Source organism: Pacificispira spongiicola (assembly GCF_012926505.1).
Taxonomy (GTDB): Bacteria; Pseudomonadota; Alphaproteobacteria; order UBA8366; family Aestuariispiraceae; genus Pacificispira; species Pacificispira spongiicola.
Window position 1 is genome coordinate 42881 of the sequence record NZ_JABBNT010000003.1, and the last position, 17332, is coordinate 60212.

The window sequence follows — 17332 nt, forward strand, 5'->3', positions numbered from 1 at the left end:
CGGGAGGGAGCCGGTGGAGGACGGCAGTATCGGGGGAGATTCAACAGATACCGTATCGGACGTTCTCAACCGTGTCCCATACGCCTTCGCCTTGTTCGCCTCGGACGGCACCCTTTTTCGCGGCAACCGGAAATTCAGAAACCTTCTGCCTGAGGACAACGGGGCGGCGCTGGAGCCGTTTTTAACCGGTGTGTTTCATCGCACGGCGGACACCGACCTCATTCTTGCGGGAATTTGTCATACCGCCGACCTCTATCATCGGGACGACCGAATCTTCGAAGCGGTCTACGACATCGACGCGTCGGGAACGGCGAGTCTGCTGCTGAAGGACGTCACCGACCGGCGGCAGGAAGCACGGCGGATCAAGGACAGCGAAGCGAAGCTTCTATCCCTGCTGGATATTGCCAGCGACTGGGTGTGGGAAACCGATGCGGACCTTCGCCTGTCCTATATCTCGCGGAAATTCGAACACGTCATGGGAGTGCCTGCCGCGACTTTCATCGGACGGCGTCGGGACGATTATTCGGCAGTATCGCCCGATCAGGCAAAACATCTGCGCGAGAATATCGACATGATGGAACGGCGCGAACCGTTTCGCGACTTCCGTTTCGACATTCAAGACGGAAGCGGAAAGCGGCGGCGGATCGCGATAAGCGGGGCACCAAGCTACGATGCCGCCGGCGTTTTCGTCGGTTATCAGGGTACGGGCCGGGATATGACAGAACTGGCCACGCTGTCCCGGGAATTGAGCCTGCAGGCAGCCCGCATTTCCGGACTGATGAAGCATTCTCCCGCACCGATCTATTTCAAGGACACGCATCATCGTTTCATCATGGCGAATGAGGCCTTTTGCCAAGAACGCGGCACGACCGTGGACGAATTGATCGGCCATTCCTCCGCCGAACTGTTCGAGCCGTCCGTCGCCCATGTCCTGATGGAGCACGACCGGGCAGCCCTGGAAAGTCAGGACGGCGTGGTGCGGGAGCAGAATGTGAACGGACGGATCGTGCGCAGCTACAAATTCCCCGTTTTCGACGAAGCCGGGAAGTTGATCGGCCTCGGCGGCGTCGACCTCGACGTCACCGATCGGGTGCTGGAAGCCCAGGCATTGGCGACGGCCAAGAACGACGCGGAACGCGCGAACCGGGCGAAATCCTTCTTCCTGGCGAAGGTCAGCCACGAATTGCGCACGCCGCTGAATGCCGTCATCGGCTTTGGCGAGGTTTTACAGAACGAAGTCTTCGGCGCGCATTCGATCCCGCGTTACAAGGAATATGCTGCGGATATCGTCTCATCAGGGCGCCATCTATTGGGCCTGGTGTCCGATATTCTGGATATCTCCAAAATCGAATCCGACGAGTTGGAACTGAAGATCGAAGCGATCGACCTGAGCGCCCTCGTCACGCGGGCCGTCGGGGTCGTCCAGGCGGGACGGGACCAGCCGCATGCCGATATCACCTGCACCTTGGGAAGTACCCCCATCATTGTGAACGGCGATTCCACCGCCTTGGAGCGGATCATCTTCAACCTTGTCGGAAACGCGATCAAATTCACCCCGCCGGACGGATCGATCGAAGTCGCGCTACGGCGCGGCAAGAAGAAGGAAATCATCCTAACGGTGTCGGATACCGGCATCGGCATCCCGGAAGACCGGATTCACGATATCCTGGAACCGTTTTCGACCGGGGCCAGCCCGTTGAGCCTGCAATACGAAGGGGCCGGGTTGGGCCTCGCCATTGTCAAGGCGCTGTGCGACGCCCACGGCGCGATCTTTTCCATACAAAGCACCGTGGATGTCGGGACGACCTGTATGGTGGTCTTCCCCAAGACCTGACAGCGAGTCGGCCGACAGCCGGGAAGGCAACAGCCGCTTAGGCGATCTCGATCACCGCGTCGATTTCCACCGCGACATTCAGCGGCAGCGATCCCGCCCCCATGGCGAACCGGGCATGCGCCCCTTTTTCGCCGAAGATATCGCCGATCAGATTGGACGCGCCGTTGATCACCTTCGGATGATCGGTGAAATCCGCCGGGCAATTCACGAAACCGCCCAGCTTCACGATCCGCACGATACGATCCAGATCGCCATCCAGCGCCGCCTTGGCCTGGGCGATGATGTTCAGGGCGCAAACCCGCGCGGCCTCCTGGCCTTCCTCCAGCGTCAGATCGCCGCCGACCTTGCCCTGATGGCGGATTTCGCCGTTCCAGATCGGGATTTGCCCCGCCACGAACAATTGGTTGCCGCTGCGGACATAGCCGACATAGGCGCCCGCCGCCGCCGGTGCCGTCGGCAGTTCAAGACCCAATTCCGCAAGCCGCGCGTCGATTTTTCCCGCCATGTCTTTTTCCATTCCCAAACACTGTTCCATCAATGGCACGGACTATAATGCGCCGATAGTCGATTTAGAAGCACCGGGCGCCCGTGAAAAGCCCTCCTTACGGCAGCGGTCGACAAAATCGCCTTAACCATTGGCCGGATGGGAATGACGCTCTAGACTGTAAACCAGACTGGATCGGATCGAAGGTTTTTCCCGACATATGCGTTACGATATTCCCGGCGTTCTCGACCTTACCCTGCCTGAGACGGAGACGGTTCCGCTGCTGCTGGACTCCCCGCATTCGGGCCGGGACTATCCGCCGGATTTCAAGCCGCTGGTGGATCGGGAAGAATTGCGCCGGGTCGAAGACGCCTATGTCGACGCCCTGTTTTCGCAGGCCCCGGAAATGGGGGCAACGCTGCTCTGCGCGCGATTCCCGCGGTCCTATGTCGACACGAACCGGGCGGAAACGGACATCGACCCCGCGATGCTGGACGGTCGCTGGCCGACCCAGCTGCGCCCGACGGAAAAGTCGCGGCTGGGACACGGTCTGGTTTGGAAAACCTACCCACCCGACCGCGCGCTCTACAGTGCGCGCCTGTCCGTGCAGGCGGTGCGCCATCGGGTGGATACCTATTGGCGCCCCTATCACGAGACGCTGGAAACCGAAATGCACAGGCTGCAAAGCGTGCACGGCGCGGTCTGGCATCTGAACTGCCATTCCATGCCGTCGACCAGCAGCCCCTTCATCCCCGGACGCGCGGGCACGCGGGCGGATTTCGTACTGGGTGACCGGGACGGAACCAGTTGCGAACGGGGCTTCACCCATTTCGTCCGCGATAAGCTGGAATCCATGGGCTACGCCGTTCGGCTGAACGACCCCTATCGCGGGGCGGAACTGGTGCGCGCCTATGCGTCCCCCCTGCTGGGGCGGCACAGTTTGCAGATCGAAATCAACCGGGCCCTTTACCTGGACGAACGCCGGTCCGAACCGGGCCAAGGTTTCGATGCGTTGAAGGAAAGCCTGACCCGCCTGACCCAAGCCATGGCGGCCTATACCCGTCGCCGATGCGAGGAAATCCCCGCCGCAGAGGCGGCGGAGTAGATCGGGCGTTACTTGGCAACCCAAGTAACACTAATTTTGTTTCCCGAATACGGAATAAAATACCGCTATATTTTATAAAATATAAGGCTTAGCGGAAGCCCTATTTCTATATTTTATAATTCACGTCACGTCATTTTTGTTCATGATTCACAAATGACGTGAAGAAAATTCATCTAACCCTAATTTTATTTGATTTGGAAAGAATCGATACTGGACAAAGAATACCCAGCGTGGAACCGTGCCCGCCGACATCCTCGTTGCGGCTTGGGAGGGCAGCCTGCGAGGGTCGATCAGCGATGGGCCGAACCATGGTCCGGAAGGCGTTGTTTCCGCCGTCAGTTAATGGCGGTCCGCCACAGTCATTTTAGTAGGTGTAAAGGTAGCTCACTCCCATGTCTGAAAATTCAAGCCGTTTCCTCGCCCTCTTCGCTGCGGGTGCACTGACCCTTTGCGCGCCGTTCATCCCCCTGCAGACCACTGCCCAGCAAGCCGCTGCTCAGACGGTCGCGCCGGAAGACATGACCGGCGCGCAGATCATGGATGAAGTCTCCGGCCGGCATGACCGTCCTTATGAGATGGAAAATCAGGCCATGACCCTGATGGACGATCGCGGCAATACCGAGGACCGCATGCTGCGGCGCTACGCGCGGGAAGTCGAAGACGACCTGTATCGTTATCTGCTGGTTTTCGACGAACCCGCCGGGGTTCGCGGCGTCGCCCTGCTGACCTGGCAGAACCGGGGGGCCAGCGACGATCAGTGGATTCACCTGCCTGCCTATGGCCGGGAAATGAAGCGGTCCGCCGACGGCGGTAAGCGGAACTATTTCATGGGAACGGATTTCGCCTTCGAGGATATGACCTCCGAAGACCGGTCCAAATTCAGCTATGAGCGTCAGGCCGACGAGACGGCGGAAATCAAGGACGAAACCGGTGCCGTCGTGGAAACCGTCGATGCCTTCGTCGTCGATGCCTATCCGAAGGACGAGGATCTGGCCGCCGAAACCGGGTATCAATATCGCCGCCTGTATATCAGCAAGGATCGGTTCTTCATCCGACGGATCGACTTCTTCGACCGTCGCGGGCGCTATCTGAAGACCCAGCATTCCCGCGACATGGTCCAGATCGAAGGCGACACCTGGCGCGCCAACACGACCGTCATGGACAATGACAAGCTGAAGCATAAGACCCTGGTCCGCGTCGAATCCCGCGATCTGTCGGAAGACTCGGTCCCGGCCCGAATGTTCGAACAGCGTTGGGTCACCAGCGGCAGGCACCTTCGTTAACGCGTTGATTATAGGCGGGGCCTGCCGGTAGTGGGACGGCGAGGCAGTGGAAAGCTGCCTCGGCATGAGGACCGGCATGGCGCCCGTTGGGGGAATTCCCATGCAGAATTTGCTGACTTTCGGGGCGCGGCACCGGCTGATTACCCTGATCATCCTGACACTCGTCACCGCGCTGTGCGCGACGGGCCTGGACAAGCTGCGTATCGATACCAGCTTCGACAGCCTGATCAGCGACAACGACCCGACCAAGATCGCCTATGAGACGATCAAGGACGAATTCGGGTCCGACAACACGACGATGATCTATGTCCGGTCCGAAAATCTGTGGACCGAAGACCGCATCGCCGCCCTTGAGGAAATGCATTACGCGTTGGAGGACCTGCCCTTCGTTCAGCGCGTGGAAAGCCTGTTCAACACGCGCAGCATCCGCGACCGCGACGGGATGATCGAATCCTCCACCGTTCTGGACGGCGTGCCGTTCGATGCGTCGGAAATGGCGGATGCGAAGGCCCGCGCCCTCTATTCCCCGTTGGTCGTCGGTAACTTCATTTCCGAAGACGGCACGGTCACGGCCATCAATGTCAGCATTGAAAAGGACCCGACCGACCCGGAATTCGACCGTCATGCCTTTGAGGCGATGAACGCTGCGATCGCCCCTTATACTGATGCTTTCGACGAAAGCTTCCAGGTCGGCCCGCCGCGCGTGAACGAGGAAACCACGGTCAGCCTCTTCGCCGATTTCTCGCGCCTGATTCCGTTGTCGCTGGGCGTGCTGATCGTGACCATCGTCATCTTTCTGCGCAACGGTCTGGCCTGCATCTTCCCGCTGCTGACCTCCGCGCTCAGCATCGTTTTCGCCTTCGGGCTGATGGGACATCTAGGCATCCCGATCAACATTCTGTCGGCCATGGTCCCGTCGCTGGTCATCGTCATCGGGTCGACCGAAGACACCCATATGCTGGCCAGCTATCTGCAAGGTCTGGGCGGCGGCGATGCGGACGCGAAGAAATCGGAACGGCGTCGCGCCGCAACCTTCTTCATGGTTCGACAATTGGGCCTGCCGTTGATCCTGACATCGGTGACGACGACGCTGGGCTTTTCCGCCAACGGTTTCGCGGAAATGGAACTGATCCGCGACTTTTCCTATTCCGCATCCATGGCCATCGCGGCGAATGCCGTCGTCACCATCCTGACGATCCCGCTGTTGCTGACGATCTTCGGGCCGTTGAAAAGCCGGTTGCACACGCACAATCCCAGTTCCGAAACCCCAGAAGAGGATTTGAGCGGCATTGTCGGCGCCATTCTGTCCGTGTTCCGCCGCATCGTCGAAAAGCCGAAAACCGTGATCGCGGTCAGCGCCGTCCTGTTCGTTGTCTGCACCGCCTTCGGCTTCCAGACAAAGGTATCGAACGACCCCATCGCCTTCTTCAAGTCGGACCATCCGCTGGTCCAGAACGTCGAACAACTGGCCGAAGACCTGTCGGGGATGGAGATTTTCTACATCAACCTGGATTCGACGGAGGATTTCGCCTTCCGCCAACCGGAAAACCTGCGGAAGCTGGCGGCCATCAAGCAATACATCATGGCGGACGGCCGTTTCGACAACGCCATTTCCATCGCCGACCACCTGTCCATGGTGAACCGCGAATTCCACGGCAGCGACCCGGCGATGATGACCGTGCCGGACACGCCGGAACTGGTGAACCAATATCTGCTGTTCTTCCAGCGCGGCGATCTGGAAAGCTATATCAGCGCGGATTACGAACGCGCGAATATGGTTGTGCGCCACAATATCCATAACAGCCACGACCTGAAGCTCGCTGTCGCCGACCTGACCGCAAAGGTTCACGAGATTGCGGGCCCCGGCCTGCGGGTGCATCTGGTCGGGCAGAACCTGATGATCAACAATGCGGCCGAAGACCTGATCGCCGCGCAGGTGCAGTCGGTGCTGCTGTTGCTGGCCGTCATCTTCATCATGATGTCGCTGGTCTATACCTCCGTCATCGGGGGGCTGTTGTCCCTGATCCCCAATATCATCCCGATCGCCGTGATTTTCGGGGTTATGGGGATTTTCGATATCCCGCTGAATCCGGGAACCGCGACGGTCGCGGTGATCGCCATCGGTATCGCCATCGACGACACGATCCATCTGCTGTCGACCTATGCCCATGAAAGCCGCCTGACGCCGGACCGGATGCTCGCCATCCGCCGGACCCAGACGCATCAGGCGATCCCGGCGATTTCGACCTCCGTCGCCTTGGGCGCGGGGTTCCTGGTGCTGATGGATTCGAATTTCACCATCATCTCGCAATTCGGCATGCTCTCGGCCATCGCCATGATCGCGGCCCTGGTCGCGGATTTGATCGTCACGCCGGTGCTGATGTCCTTCGTCCGATTGGTCGGCCTGGACGAAATCCTGATGCTGCGCGTCGGCAAGTCGGTCTTCGAAAACAGCCCACTATTCGACGGCATGACGCCCTATCAGATGCGCAAAACCGTCCTTCTGTCCGAAACCCAGCCTTTCAAGGCGGGCGACCGGCTGGTCGAACAGGGGACGGTCGGCGACGATATGATCATGATCCTGTCGGGGCAGGTTGTCGTGACACTGGACCAGAACGGCAAAACGACGCGTCTTGCCGAACGCGGGCCGGGCGGCATCCTGGGCGAAATCGGTTTCGTTCAGGAACAGGAACGCACCGCCAATGTCGATGCGGTGACGGATGGGGAAATGCTGGTCTTCAACGCAGAACGGGTGCGCCGAAACATGCTGCTCTACCCGCATATCGCCAGCAAGCTGAACCAGAACATCGCCCGAATCCTGGGCGCGCGGCTGGCCGCGACGTCGCAGCGCCTGGGTCAATTCGAAGAAGCCGGAAAGACGTCCTGATGACCGGAAAGACCGCCGCATGCCGCATTCTGCCCCCCGTGATCGGCGGGGCGGCCTGCCTTTTCGCCCTGCCGGCCATGGCGCAGGAATCGTTTCTGGGGGAGGTCGCCGACAACGCGCTCTATGAGGCGGAGACCGTCGTCAACTTTTTCCCCCGGAACGCCCATCAGGCGGAATCCAAGGATATCGAGGACGAAGCCGTCGAGGTCTGGACACATCTGAACATGTCCAGCGACACCTTCATCGGCGATTACTGGAGTTTCGGCCTCGGGGTGGATGCCGTTGCCTCCTCCTATCGCGGGGAGGAAGCGGGCGTCTTTTCCGCCCCCGGCACCCGCGCCGGTCAGGGCCGCTTCCTGGACATCAGCCGCCTGGTCCTGACCTATCTGGGCGATGCGGTGGAGGTCCATCTGGGCAAGGACGATATCCCCTTCGGCCTGGGCGAAATCTATTCGCCGACCGATCTCTACGCCAAACAGAACAGCGCCAATCCGCAGAACGCCATCGATTACGGCGTCTGGCAGGCGCGCGCCGACTATTATATCGGCAGCGACCGCCTCAGCGGCTTCATCCTGCCGTTCGAGGAAAAGGAACCCGGACCGGCCGATCATTCCCGTTGGGTCGGGGGGAATGGCGGGGCGGGCACGTCGGAATTCTCCAGCGTCGAAATTCCCGGCCTTCCGGCGGGTCTGAGCCCGGAGATTCGGGACGACCTGCGCGGCGCCAGCCCGACGGAATGGGGCTATCTGGTTCAGTATAAGGGCACGGCGACGGGCCTGGACTATTTCGTGTCCGGCTTCAACGGACCCAGCCCCTTTCCGGTGCTGAAACGCCCGGACGTGATCGACAAGCTCACCGAATACGACAAGGTCTATCCGCGCGTCACCATCGCCTCCGCCGGGGCGGCGATGACTGAAGGCTCCTGGAAATTCTATGCCGAAGGGATCGGCCTCTGGGCCATCAACGACACGGATGAGGATATCGCCCGCGCCCTCGCCGGGGTGAAATACCGCGAAACGACGCTGGCCAACCGCCTCGGCTTCGACGAGATCACGCCCATCGTGGAATATGCGAAGGAATGGCGCTTCGATCAGCAAAGCCATCCGCAATATGTCGTGTCCTCCGCCAAAGCCCGGCCCAATCCGAACAACCTGATCCTGTCCGTGACGGTGAAGGTCGACAGCGAATGGGAAGTCGGCGGCGGCTATAACGAATCCCTGACGGAACACGACTCGCTGACCAACGCCTATATCAAGTATTCCCCCAACGACAATCTGTGGATGGCGTTGAGCGGCACCGAATATGGCGGCGAAAGCGACACCCTGTTCGGCCGCTACAACCGCCACGACAATGTCGCGTTCCAGGTGAATTACAGCTTCTAACCCGCGCCGTTACCGTTTCCCGCCCTACCTTTTTCCATTTTTGGGCGGGCGGTGACGGCCCAGCTTGTCCGGCGGCTGCTTGCGCACCCAGCGTATGAAGGACTGAATCTCCTCCTCTGCCAGCAAGGCCTCCGGCGACGACAGCCGCACGGCCAGCGTCGCCTCGTCATACAGCGAATGGATTTTCTTGTGGCAGATCCGGTGCAGCCACGACCAGTCCGTCCCCTTGAACCGCTTCGGCACCCAATGATGCCGATCCACGGCCTCCCCTTTCACCATGGGACGCCCACACAGGGCACAGGGGCCTAAATCGTTGGTGGATGTCATCGAACGGCTCTTCGTGATGCTGAAACCGTTGGTGCGGGCGGCCGGGCTCGAACCGGCACGATCAAGGATCGAGGGATTTTAAGTCTGCAGCAATTGCACAAATTTCCAGTAAACCTGCGGCCTTCAGACTAGTACCGCCGTCAAAAATTGAGCTGGTAGCAACGTCACTTGCAACATTGCGATAAACTTCATTCGTCCGGCACGGCTTCCCTTGCGTTTTGAATACCGCGCTCGATTTTTGCGATCAGTACAAACAGGAAATTTGCAAGAGCCTCGGCAAACTCGACCGACTGAACCGCCTCATCATGAGACACATGCGGTCGATCCTCATCAGCATGCCGAGGACGATTCGATCCAAGCCGAACTTCGTGAGCCCATTCTCCCATCGCCTCGGTCAACAAGTGATCGGCTACGGCTTGGTCAATGCGGATATAAAGTGAACCATCTCGATACCCCTTCTCTTTGAGCATTGCGTCGACGGCACTACCGGCCATAACTGCTGCCGCATCAGGCGCATGCAGAGTTTCATAAGATTGTTGGAGGAACTGTCTAGCGACAGCTGGTATGTCTTCATGGGCCGTTTTTGGAGATGGAAATAGGTCCAGCACAAGAGGCTCACCGGACGTGTCACCTGGATATCCTTTTGCAGAAACCGCATTTCCACAAGAGGTGCACCTGTACAGAGCCCATCTGCTCATTGGGCCAAGAGTACTCCTATGGAGTAAATCGTCCGAGCGCCAGACCCTAATAAGTACGGGATGAGCAACTCCACAATGAGGGCATCGCGGAACATCGTCGAGTTGTTGACCCAGTCTCATAAAAGGATATCCTTCAAGTGTTGTGGGTGGCCGGACTCGAACCGGCATAGACAAAGCCCGAGGGACTTTCTTCAAACTATAGCTTTGGCTGCCGCCCATGCGGGCTTTGTGCGCTGGACAATGCCTTCACCGTAGCGTAGCTGCCTTAGGTGCTGCCCGTCTAGTCTCTACACCTTCCCCGTGCCGGGCTTTGCCCGGAACGCAATATTAGAGATTTCCCCGTTCACCAGCACTCGCCCGCCGAGAGGACAGGGGCCTAACATCGTCTGTTCATTTACCAAACGCAGCAGAAACAAACTTTCTGCCTAGTGCGTTGATTGAATAATATGTTCCCGGGTCGATTGAGGAGAATGTGTTATAGTCTTGCTCCGCTTCACTCACTAGCCCAAGAGCCGCCAAATATGGCAACGCATCTCCTTTCAGCTTTTCTTCGTCGTTTACGCCGGAAATATAAACTAGGTCAGGAAAGTGGGCTCTATCAACAATCATCGAAAATCGTCTTAACTCATCGCCTGTTATTCTGTTCTCTATTCTAGCCTTGTAAAGGCGCCCGATAATCGGAGGCTTGTCGAGGTCATCAAGCCGATCAATTAGCATCATTAAAGCAGCGCCAGCCTTTGCCCGAGTGCCAGAATCTTCTTCGAGCTCCCTGACAAATTTAATTCGCTTCTCCTGACTAACACTTTGAAGTTCATTCAAAAATGACGCGATTTTTTTCAGAAAAAGCCTGTCACGAATCGAGACTCCAGCACCAAGAATTCTCGCTATATTGCCAAAGACAGGTATCGCGGCAATCAGTTCATTTTTAGTTACTGCATCCAACCCAACCTCAGCTAGGTCCACAGCTATATCTTTAATATTAGACCTCGCAACAGAATCTATAAGCGCTACTTCTACAGTTTTCTCTTCTTCCGACACACCTATCCTCCTTCAATAAAATCACCGGATTGATGTATAAGGATCGTTCAAATTGGTGCGGGCGGCCGGGCTCGAACCGGCACGATCAAAGATCGAGGGATTTTAAGTCCCTTGCGTCTACCAATTCCGCCACGCCCGCAAAGACGGCCCGGATATCCGGTCGGCCGAATGCGGCGGAGAGTAGCGACGGTTTCGGGAGGGCGCAAGAATGCGCGTGAGGGCGTCCTGAAATCAGGCCTCCGGCACCGCGAAGAAGGCGGTGATGCGGGTCCAGATATCCTGGGCGGTCGGGATTCCCAAGCGTTCCATCAGGTCGGGTAACAGCAGCCACGCGCCGATCGCGGCGACCAGAAGCAGCCCGACGAACAGGCCGTAGACCCAGGCGGGTCGGGAATCCCGCCGATCCCTGTGCAGGAAACGACCGTTTTTGGAATTCGACGTCACGTGGTCGCGCAGCAAGAGGGAAACCGTGCCGCCCAGCGTGTCGCCGCGATCCATCCGTATCTTGCGCCGTTTCATTGACCACCCGAAGAGAAAGACATCCTGCCGAGCCGTCTTCATGCCAGTCAATTGCGGCGGAAGGGTGACGAGACCGCGACGATATGGGATCGTTTTACGGAATGAGTATTCGGCACCGGCCCACCCGGCCACCCCGGAATCGTAAACTATGGGTGAGGAGTGGGCTGGCGCGATTAACAATGGGTGACGCGTGGATCGAGGACCGATTTATTTTCTGGCGGTGGCCTTGGGCGGGGTCCTGCTGTGGCTGATCTATCGGCGCGGCATGGGGTTGCGCGGGCGCATGGTTCTGCTGGCCTGCGCCGTCGCGATTGCGGCGGCCATCGCGGTGCTGCTGGGTCTTTAGGACGCTGGACTTTAGGTCAGGAGTCGCCCAGGCGTTCCGGGACCTCCCCCAGATCGCGGATCAGGGATTCGACCGCCGCCGCCCCTGCCTCCAGCCGCGTCGGGTCGCTGCCCCGCACGACGATGGTCAATTGAAAGGCCGTGCTGGTCCAGGCGGGATAGGAGCCGAAGGACAGGTCCGGCATGGCCTGCGCCAGTTTCCCCAGCGACTCCGCCGCCTTGCCTTCCTGCAACGGGCTACGGACGGAGATGGACAGCAGGGGCGCGCCGCCCTTCAAGGTCGGCAGGATACCGGACAGCATCGCCTGCATGATGCGCGGCACGCCCGCCATGACATGGACATTGCCGATGCGGAAACCCGGCGCGGCGGACACCGGATTGTCGATCAATTCCGCGCCTTCCGGGATACGGGCCATGCGCAGGCGCGCGGCGTTCAATTCCAGGCCGGTATCGGCATAGTGGACTTCCAGCCGTCGCCGGGCCTCCGCATTCTCCCCGATCGGGACGCCGAAAGCCTCCGCCACGCAATCGGCGGTGATGTCGTCATGGGTCGGACCGATCCCGCCGGTGGTGAAGACATAATCGAAACCCGCGCTCATCTCCCGCACCGTTCGGACGATGACGGCGGGGTCGTCGGGGATGATCCGGGCCTCCCCCAAGCCGATGCCGATCGCGGACAGCGTTTCCGCGATATAGGGTAGGTTCTTGTCGTGAGTCCTGCCGGACAGGACCTCGTCCCCGATGACGATTACGGCCGCGCGTACCGACGCCATGCCAGCGCTTCCTTTCGATTAAGAGAGATTGTGGATTTCCAGATCCGCCATACCGTCTGCCGGGGTGAACCCGAAAATCCTGCCATAGAAGGTCAGTTCCGCGCCCAGTGCCGCCTGGATCGCGTCCGCGCCCCGGAAACCGTGGCCTTCCCCGTCGAACAGCAGATAGGCGACGGGCACGCCTTTTTCCTTCAGCGCCGCGACCATGCTTTCGGCCTGGTTCGGCGGCACGACCTTATCCTCGCTGCCTTGCAGGAACAGAACCGGGCAGTTCAGCCCGTCCGGGTGATGCAGGGCGGATCGCGCGTGATAGACCGCCGCCGCTTCCGGCCAAGGGCCGATCAGCTTGTCGCAATAGCGGCTTTCGAATTTATGCGTGTCGCGGACCAGGGTTTCCAGATCGCCGATGCCGTAGGACGACCGCCCCGCCTTGAACACGTCGCGGAAGGCCAGCGCCGACAGGCAGGTATAGCCCCCGGCACTGCCGCCGACGATGATCAGCCGGTCCCGGTCGACATCGCCGCGCTCGGCCAGATACAGCGCCGCTGCGCAACAATCGTCGACATCCACCACGCCCCATTGCCCGGTCAGACGTTCGCGATAGGCGCGGCCGAAACCGGTGCTGCCGCCGTAATTCACATCGCAGACGGCAAAACCGCGCGAGGTCCAGAACTGGATTTTTTCGGAATAGGCGCTGTGCGTCTGGCTGGTCGGGCCGCCGTGGCTCATCACGATCAGGGGCGGCTTTTCGCCGTCCGGCGCGCAATGGGTGGCGCTGGCGGGGGGATAGAAATAGGCATGCGCCGTCACGCCGCCTTCCGACGGGAAGGCGATGGTTTCCGGGAGCGACACGCCGCCGGGAGGCAGCAGGCTTTCGCTGGACCAGCGCAGCACGCGTTCCGGTTCCGCCCCACCGAAGGACAGCAACACCACGCCGCCCGGCCCGTCCGGCCGCGTGCCGACGAACAGCGCCCGATTGCCGGAGGCGACAATACCGTCGAAGCCCGTCCAGGGCAGGTCGATCGGCGTCGCGCGGCCCGTATCCAGGTCGAACAGGGCCAGCCGCCAATCGCCGTTCTGGGCGAAGGTGACGATGGCGGTGGAGGCATCCAGAAAGTCATAGGTCCGCATGCCCAATTGCCACAGCGGCTGTCCGAATTCCGCCATCGCCCGGAAATGCGCCGGTTCCGCGCCGTCGCGGTACAGGTTCCAATAGCCGCTTTCGTCCGACACGTAATAGAGCCGCCCGTCGGGGGCATAGGACGGCTGGAACACGCTGACCGCATCGCCGCCCGCGACAATGCGCGCCTCGCCCAACATGCCGTCTGCCAGGACCGGCGCCTCCCGGCAGGTCGTGCCGTCCCAGGGCATATTCGGATGCCGCCATTCGATCCAGACCAGCCGCGACCCGTCCGGCGACAGGCTGGGCGCGGCATAGAAATCCGCCCCTCCCGCCAGCCGCGTCACCGTACCGTCCGCGTCGATGGCGACCAGGAAATTTTCCGGTTCCTGACCCTCGCGCGGCTGTTCCGCCACGGCGATCAACCGGCGGCGTGCCGCATCGACAGTGAAATCCGCCAGTTCCATCGGCAGGGTCGCGGTGACGGGTTCCGGCTTGTCGGGCTCGGATACCTTATAAATACGACGGTCGCCGCCGTCGAAATACCATGCCGTTCCGCCACGTGCGGCAAAGGCCCGCCCGCCATATTCGTGCACGCGGCTGCGCACATTATGCGCCGCGCCGGACATATCCTGCGGCGCATCGGTCCCGCGCTGACGCACCAGGATGGACCGTCCCTTTTCCCAAGGGCGCGATTCCGTCCAATAACTGTCCGGCCCGTCCTGGGCGAGGAAGCGCAAGCCGACCGATCCCTTGGTCATCGCCGCCGCCGTCAGGGGGGAGGGCCAGGAACCACAAGGAGCGGGCTGTTTCGCGTTCGGGTCTGTTTCGGGCATGGAGTCTCTTCAACGCATACTGTGGAAGGGGATACTATGAATGGGTACGTGATGGGGATAGAGCCTAACCCGCAAATGCGGTTTGACAAGAAAAGCCATTTGACAAGCAGGGGGCCGGTCCATATGTTCCGCCGGTCTTTCATCCGGGGGCGGTTTCCGCTGTCGGCCAGGAACTATACGGAGAAGCGCCATGCGCATCGCTAGCTCGCTGAAAACGCTGAAAAAGCGTGAAAAAGACTGCCGCGTGATCCGCCGCAAAGGCCGGGTCTTCGTGATCAACAAGAAGAACCCGCGCTTCAAGGCGAAGCAGGCCTAATAGGCCTCTTTTCCGCGCGTTCCTCTGTTGAATTGCAGCAGCCGCGTCCGAATTCGGGCGCGGTTTTCGCTTGCCTGGAGTCCGGCCCCTATTCCGGGCGCCCCAAATCCGGTCGCAATTGAGAAGTTTTCGTCGCGGGGGGAGTTTCTCTTCCCGCCCAAAACGCCTATAGCCTAACCAGCGGTTTTTAAAACAGTAGAGGCCGAGATGGGCGATAGGGATTTGCGGGGGAAGCCGGTCGCGGATGCGATCCTGGCGGAAGTGAAGACGGCGGTCGCCGATATGGCCGACAGCGGCTGGGTGCCGAAACTGGTATCCATCACCGTGGGCGATGTGGAAGCGGTCGACGTTTATGTCCGCAACCAGCGCCGTGTGGCCGAACGGGTCGGCATCGCCTTCGAGGAACGGAACTTCCCCGGCGACGTGACCCAGGAGGAAATGGAAGTCGCCATTTCCACGATGAATGTCGATCCCCGCGTGACCGGCATCATCCTGCAACGCCCCGTTCCGCCACAGATTTCCATCAAGGCCCTGCAAAGCGCCGTGCATCCGTACAAGGATGTGGAGGGGATGAACCCGACCTCCATCGGCAATATCGTCTATAACGAATTGGACCTCGCGCCCTGCACGGCCGCGGCGTCCGTGGAATTGCTGAAAAGCACGAACCTGCCGCTCCAGGGGTTGGAAGTGGTCGTCATCGGCCATTCCGAAATCGTCGGCAAGCCCATCGCCTTCCTGTTGATGGCGGAAGGGGCGACGGTTACCGTCTGTCACCATATGACGCGCGCCCTGTCGGTGCATTCGCGCCGGGCGGACGCGGTTTTTGTCGCCGTCGGCAAGCCGAAACTGGTAACCGCCGATATGATCAAGCCCGGCGCGGCGGTGATCGATATCGGCATCAACGCCCTGAAAGACGAAAAGACCGGCGAAGAAACGATCTGCGGCGACGTCGATTATGACGGCGTGTCGGAAGTCGCGGGCTGGGTTACGCCTGTGCCCGGCGGTGTCGGGCCGGTGACCGTGGCGATCCTGATGCGCAACACGATGATCGCCCTGCAACGCCAAAAGAACGCCTATTCGTCGCAATTCCGGTCCGTCGCGACCGCGGAATAATCGTAACGGCTTGGGGAGGCCACGCATATGACCGAAACGCTGGATATCGATTTCTGCCGGGCACAGTTCCCGCCGCTGACCGAAACCGACCCCGGGGTCTATTTCGACAATGCGGGTGGGGCCTATGTTCCGCATCACGTGATCGACGCGATGACGGATTTCATGCGCGACAGCCAGACCCAGCCGGAATGGCCCTTCCCCCGCGCGCAGCGCGGTCACGCGCGGATCGAACGGGCGAAGACGGGAATCGCCGACCTGTTCAATATCGGGACCGACGAAATGGTCGTCGGCCCGTCGACGACGCTCAACGCCTATGTCCTCAGCCACGCTCTGCGCGGCGGATACCTGACCGAGGGCGACGCCATCGTCGTCACCAATCAGGATCATGAGGCGAATTCCGGCTGCTGGCGGCGGCTGGCCGAAACTGGCATCGAGGTCCGCGAATGGCGGATCGATCCGGTAAGCGGCGATTTGGACACGGCGGCCCTGACGCCGCTGCTGGCCGACGGCAAGGTGAAGCTGGTCAGCTTCCCGCACGTGTCCAACGTGGTCGGATCGGTGAACGATGTGAAGGCGATCACGGAAATCGCCCATGCCGCCGGGGCCATGGTCGTCGTCGACGGGGTGGCCGCGGTCGCCCATACCCTGCCGGACCTGAAGGACATGGGTGTCGATTTTTATATGTTCAGCTTCTACAAGCTGTTCGGCCCGCATCTGGCGATGCTGTATGCGCGGCGGGATCATCTGCCGCTGATCAAGAACCAGAACCATTTCTTTCATGAACAGAACGGCATCGCGAAACTGAACCCCGGCGGCACGAACTATGAATCGGCGGCCTCCATCGGCGGTGTTCTCGATTATTTCGACGCGGTTTACGACCACCATTTCGACAGTGGGGCAAACGCACCCCGCATCCGCGCGCTGAAAATCTTCGGCCTGTTCAAGAAACAGGAAGAAGCCCTGTCCCGGCATTTCCTGACCTGGCTGGACGCGCATCCGGAAATCCGTCTGATCGGGCGGCGCGAATTCGATCCGGCGCGCCGCGCGGCGACCTTTTCCCTGTCCATTCCGGACAAGAACCCGATGGACCTGGCCGAAGCCCTGGGCGACCAGGAAATCGGTGTCGGCTACGGTCATTTCTATGGCTATCGCTGTGTCGAGGCCCTGGGTATCGATCCGGAAGTCGGCGTCTTGCGCATTTCCATGGTGCATTATTCGACCACGGCGGAAATCGACCGCCTGACCGCCGCCTTGGAAAAACTGCTCTAGACC

General features: G+C 60.2%; 16 protein-coding genes and 1 tRNA gene. 9 read left to right on the forward strand and 8 right to left on the reverse strand.

What is annotated here, in order from left to right; all coding sequences use genetic code 11:
• Positions 1-13: 13 nt before the first annotated feature.
• A complete protein-coding gene (locus HH303_RS09655; RefSeq protein ID WP_169625143.1) occupies positions 14-1834 on the forward strand; it encodes a PAS domain-containing sensor histidine kinase in 1821 nt (606 codons plus the stop codon).
• Positions 1835-1871: 37 nt separating this feature from the next.
• Here HH303_RS09655 and HH303_RS09660 read toward each other — a convergent pair whose 3' ends face one another.
• The gene (locus HH303_RS09660; RefSeq protein ID WP_169625144.1) at positions 1872-2339 is read right to left on the reverse strand and encodes a RidA family protein; all 468 of its coding nucleotides are present in this window, start codon (positions 2337-2339) and stop codon (positions 1872-1874) included.
• A gap of 199 nt (positions 2340-2538) precedes the next feature.
• On the opposite strand from HH303_RS09660, the gene HH303_RS09665 reads away from it, so the two are divergent.
• From HH303_RS09665 to HH303_RS09680, 4 genes are all read left to right on the forward strand, one after another.
• Complete coding sequence (locus HH303_RS09665; RefSeq protein ID WP_169625145.1) at positions 2539-3423, forward strand: N-formylglutamate amidohydrolase; 885 nt, start codon at positions 2539-2541, stop codon at positions 3421-3423.
• Positions 3424-3815: 392 nt separating this feature from the next.
• Positions 3816-4706 (forward strand): outer membrane lipoprotein-sorting protein, encoded by an 891-nt coding sequence (locus HH303_RS09670; RefSeq protein ID WP_169625146.1) that lies wholly within the window; start codon positions 3816-3818, stop codon positions 4704-4706.
• 100 nt (positions 4707-4806) lie between these two features.
• Complete coding sequence (locus tag HH303_RS09675) at positions 4807-7593, forward strand: MMPL family transporter (protein ID WP_169625147.1); 2787 nt, start codon at positions 4807-4809, stop codon at positions 7591-7593.
• Positions 7593-8975 (forward strand): hypothetical protein, encoded by a 1383-nt coding sequence (locus HH303_RS09680; RefSeq protein WP_169625148.1) that lies wholly within the window; start codon positions 7593-7595, stop codon positions 8973-8975. The genes HH303_RS09675 and HH303_RS09680 overlap by 1 nt, the downstream gene beginning before the upstream one ends.
• A gap of 24 nt (positions 8976-8999) precedes the next feature.
• Here the strand turns inward: HH303_RS09680 and HH303_RS09685 are convergent, their stop codons facing one another.
• From HH303_RS09685 to HH303_RS09705, 5 genes are all read right to left on the reverse strand, one after another.
• Positions 9000-9302: an HNH endonuclease gene (locus tag HH303_RS09685; RefSeq protein ID WP_169625149.1), complete on the reverse strand. Its 303-nt coding sequence runs from the start codon at positions 9300-9302 to the stop codon at positions 9000-9002.
• A gap of 188 nt (positions 9303-9490) precedes the next feature.
• Positions 9491-9910, reverse strand: coding sequence for a DUF4145 domain-containing protein (locus HH303_RS09690; RefSeq protein WP_169625150.1), 420 nt, complete (start codon positions 9908-9910; stop codon positions 9491-9493).
• Between the two features lie 480 nt (positions 9911-10390).
• The gene (locus HH303_RS09695; protein WP_169625151.1) at positions 10391-11038 is read right to left on the reverse strand and encodes a hypothetical protein; all 648 of its coding nucleotides are present in this window, start codon (positions 11036-11038) and stop codon (positions 10391-10393) included.
• Positions 11039-11091: 53 nt separating this feature from the next.
• Positions 11092-11177: transfer RNA gene (locus HH303_RS09700), tRNA-Leu, on the reverse strand.
• A 92-nt stretch (positions 11178-11269) separates the two neighbouring features.
• The gene (locus tag HH303_RS09705) at positions 11270-11557 is read right to left on the reverse strand and encodes a hypothetical protein (RefSeq protein ID WP_169625152.1); all 288 of its coding nucleotides are present in this window, start codon (positions 11555-11557) and stop codon (positions 11270-11272) included.
• A 190-nt stretch (positions 11558-11747) separates the two neighbouring features.
• Here HH303_RS09705 and HH303_RS09710 point away from each other — a divergent pair, with 190 nt between their 5' ends.
• On the forward strand, positions 11748-11903 hold the full coding sequence (locus HH303_RS09710) for a hypothetical protein (RefSeq protein WP_169625153.1): 156 nt from the start codon (positions 11748-11750) through the stop codon (positions 11901-11903).
• A 16-nt stretch (positions 11904-11919) separates the two neighbouring features.
• On the opposite strand, the gene HH303_RS09715 is transcribed toward HH303_RS09710, so the two are convergent.
• Entirely contained in the window at positions 11920-12675 is a 756-nt protein-coding gene (locus HH303_RS09715; protein ID WP_169625154.1) for a competence/damage-inducible protein A, read from the reverse strand.
• Positions 12676-12693: 18 nt separating this feature from the next.
• Positions 12694-14631, reverse strand: a complete 1938-nt coding sequence (locus HH303_RS09720; protein ID WP_169625155.1) for a S9 family peptidase — start codon at positions 14629-14631, stop codon at positions 12694-12696.
• 190 nt (positions 14632-14821) lie between these two features.
• On the opposite strand from HH303_RS09720, the gene ykgO reads away from it, so the two are divergent.
• The 3 genes from ykgO to HH303_RS09735 all read left to right on the forward strand — a co-directional run bounded on the left by ykgO (position 14822) and on the right by HH303_RS09735 (position 17329).
• On the forward strand, positions 14822-14947 hold the full coding sequence (gene ykgO / locus HH303_RS09725) for a type B 50S ribosomal protein L36 (protein WP_169625156.1): 126 nt from the start codon (positions 14822-14824) through the stop codon (positions 14945-14947).
• 207 nt (positions 14948-15154) lie between these two features.
• Entirely contained in the window at positions 15155-16060 is a 906-nt protein-coding gene (locus HH303_RS09730) for a bifunctional 5,10-methylenetetrahydrofolate dehydrogenase/5,10-methenyltetrahydrofolate cyclohydrolase (protein WP_169625157.1), read from the forward strand.
• 27 nt (positions 16061-16087) lie between these two features.
• Positions 16088-17329, forward strand: coding sequence for an aminotransferase class V-fold PLP-dependent enzyme (locus tag HH303_RS09735; protein ID WP_169625158.1), 1242 nt, complete (start codon positions 16088-16090; stop codon positions 17327-17329).
• Positions 17330-17332: the final 3 nt, after the last annotated feature.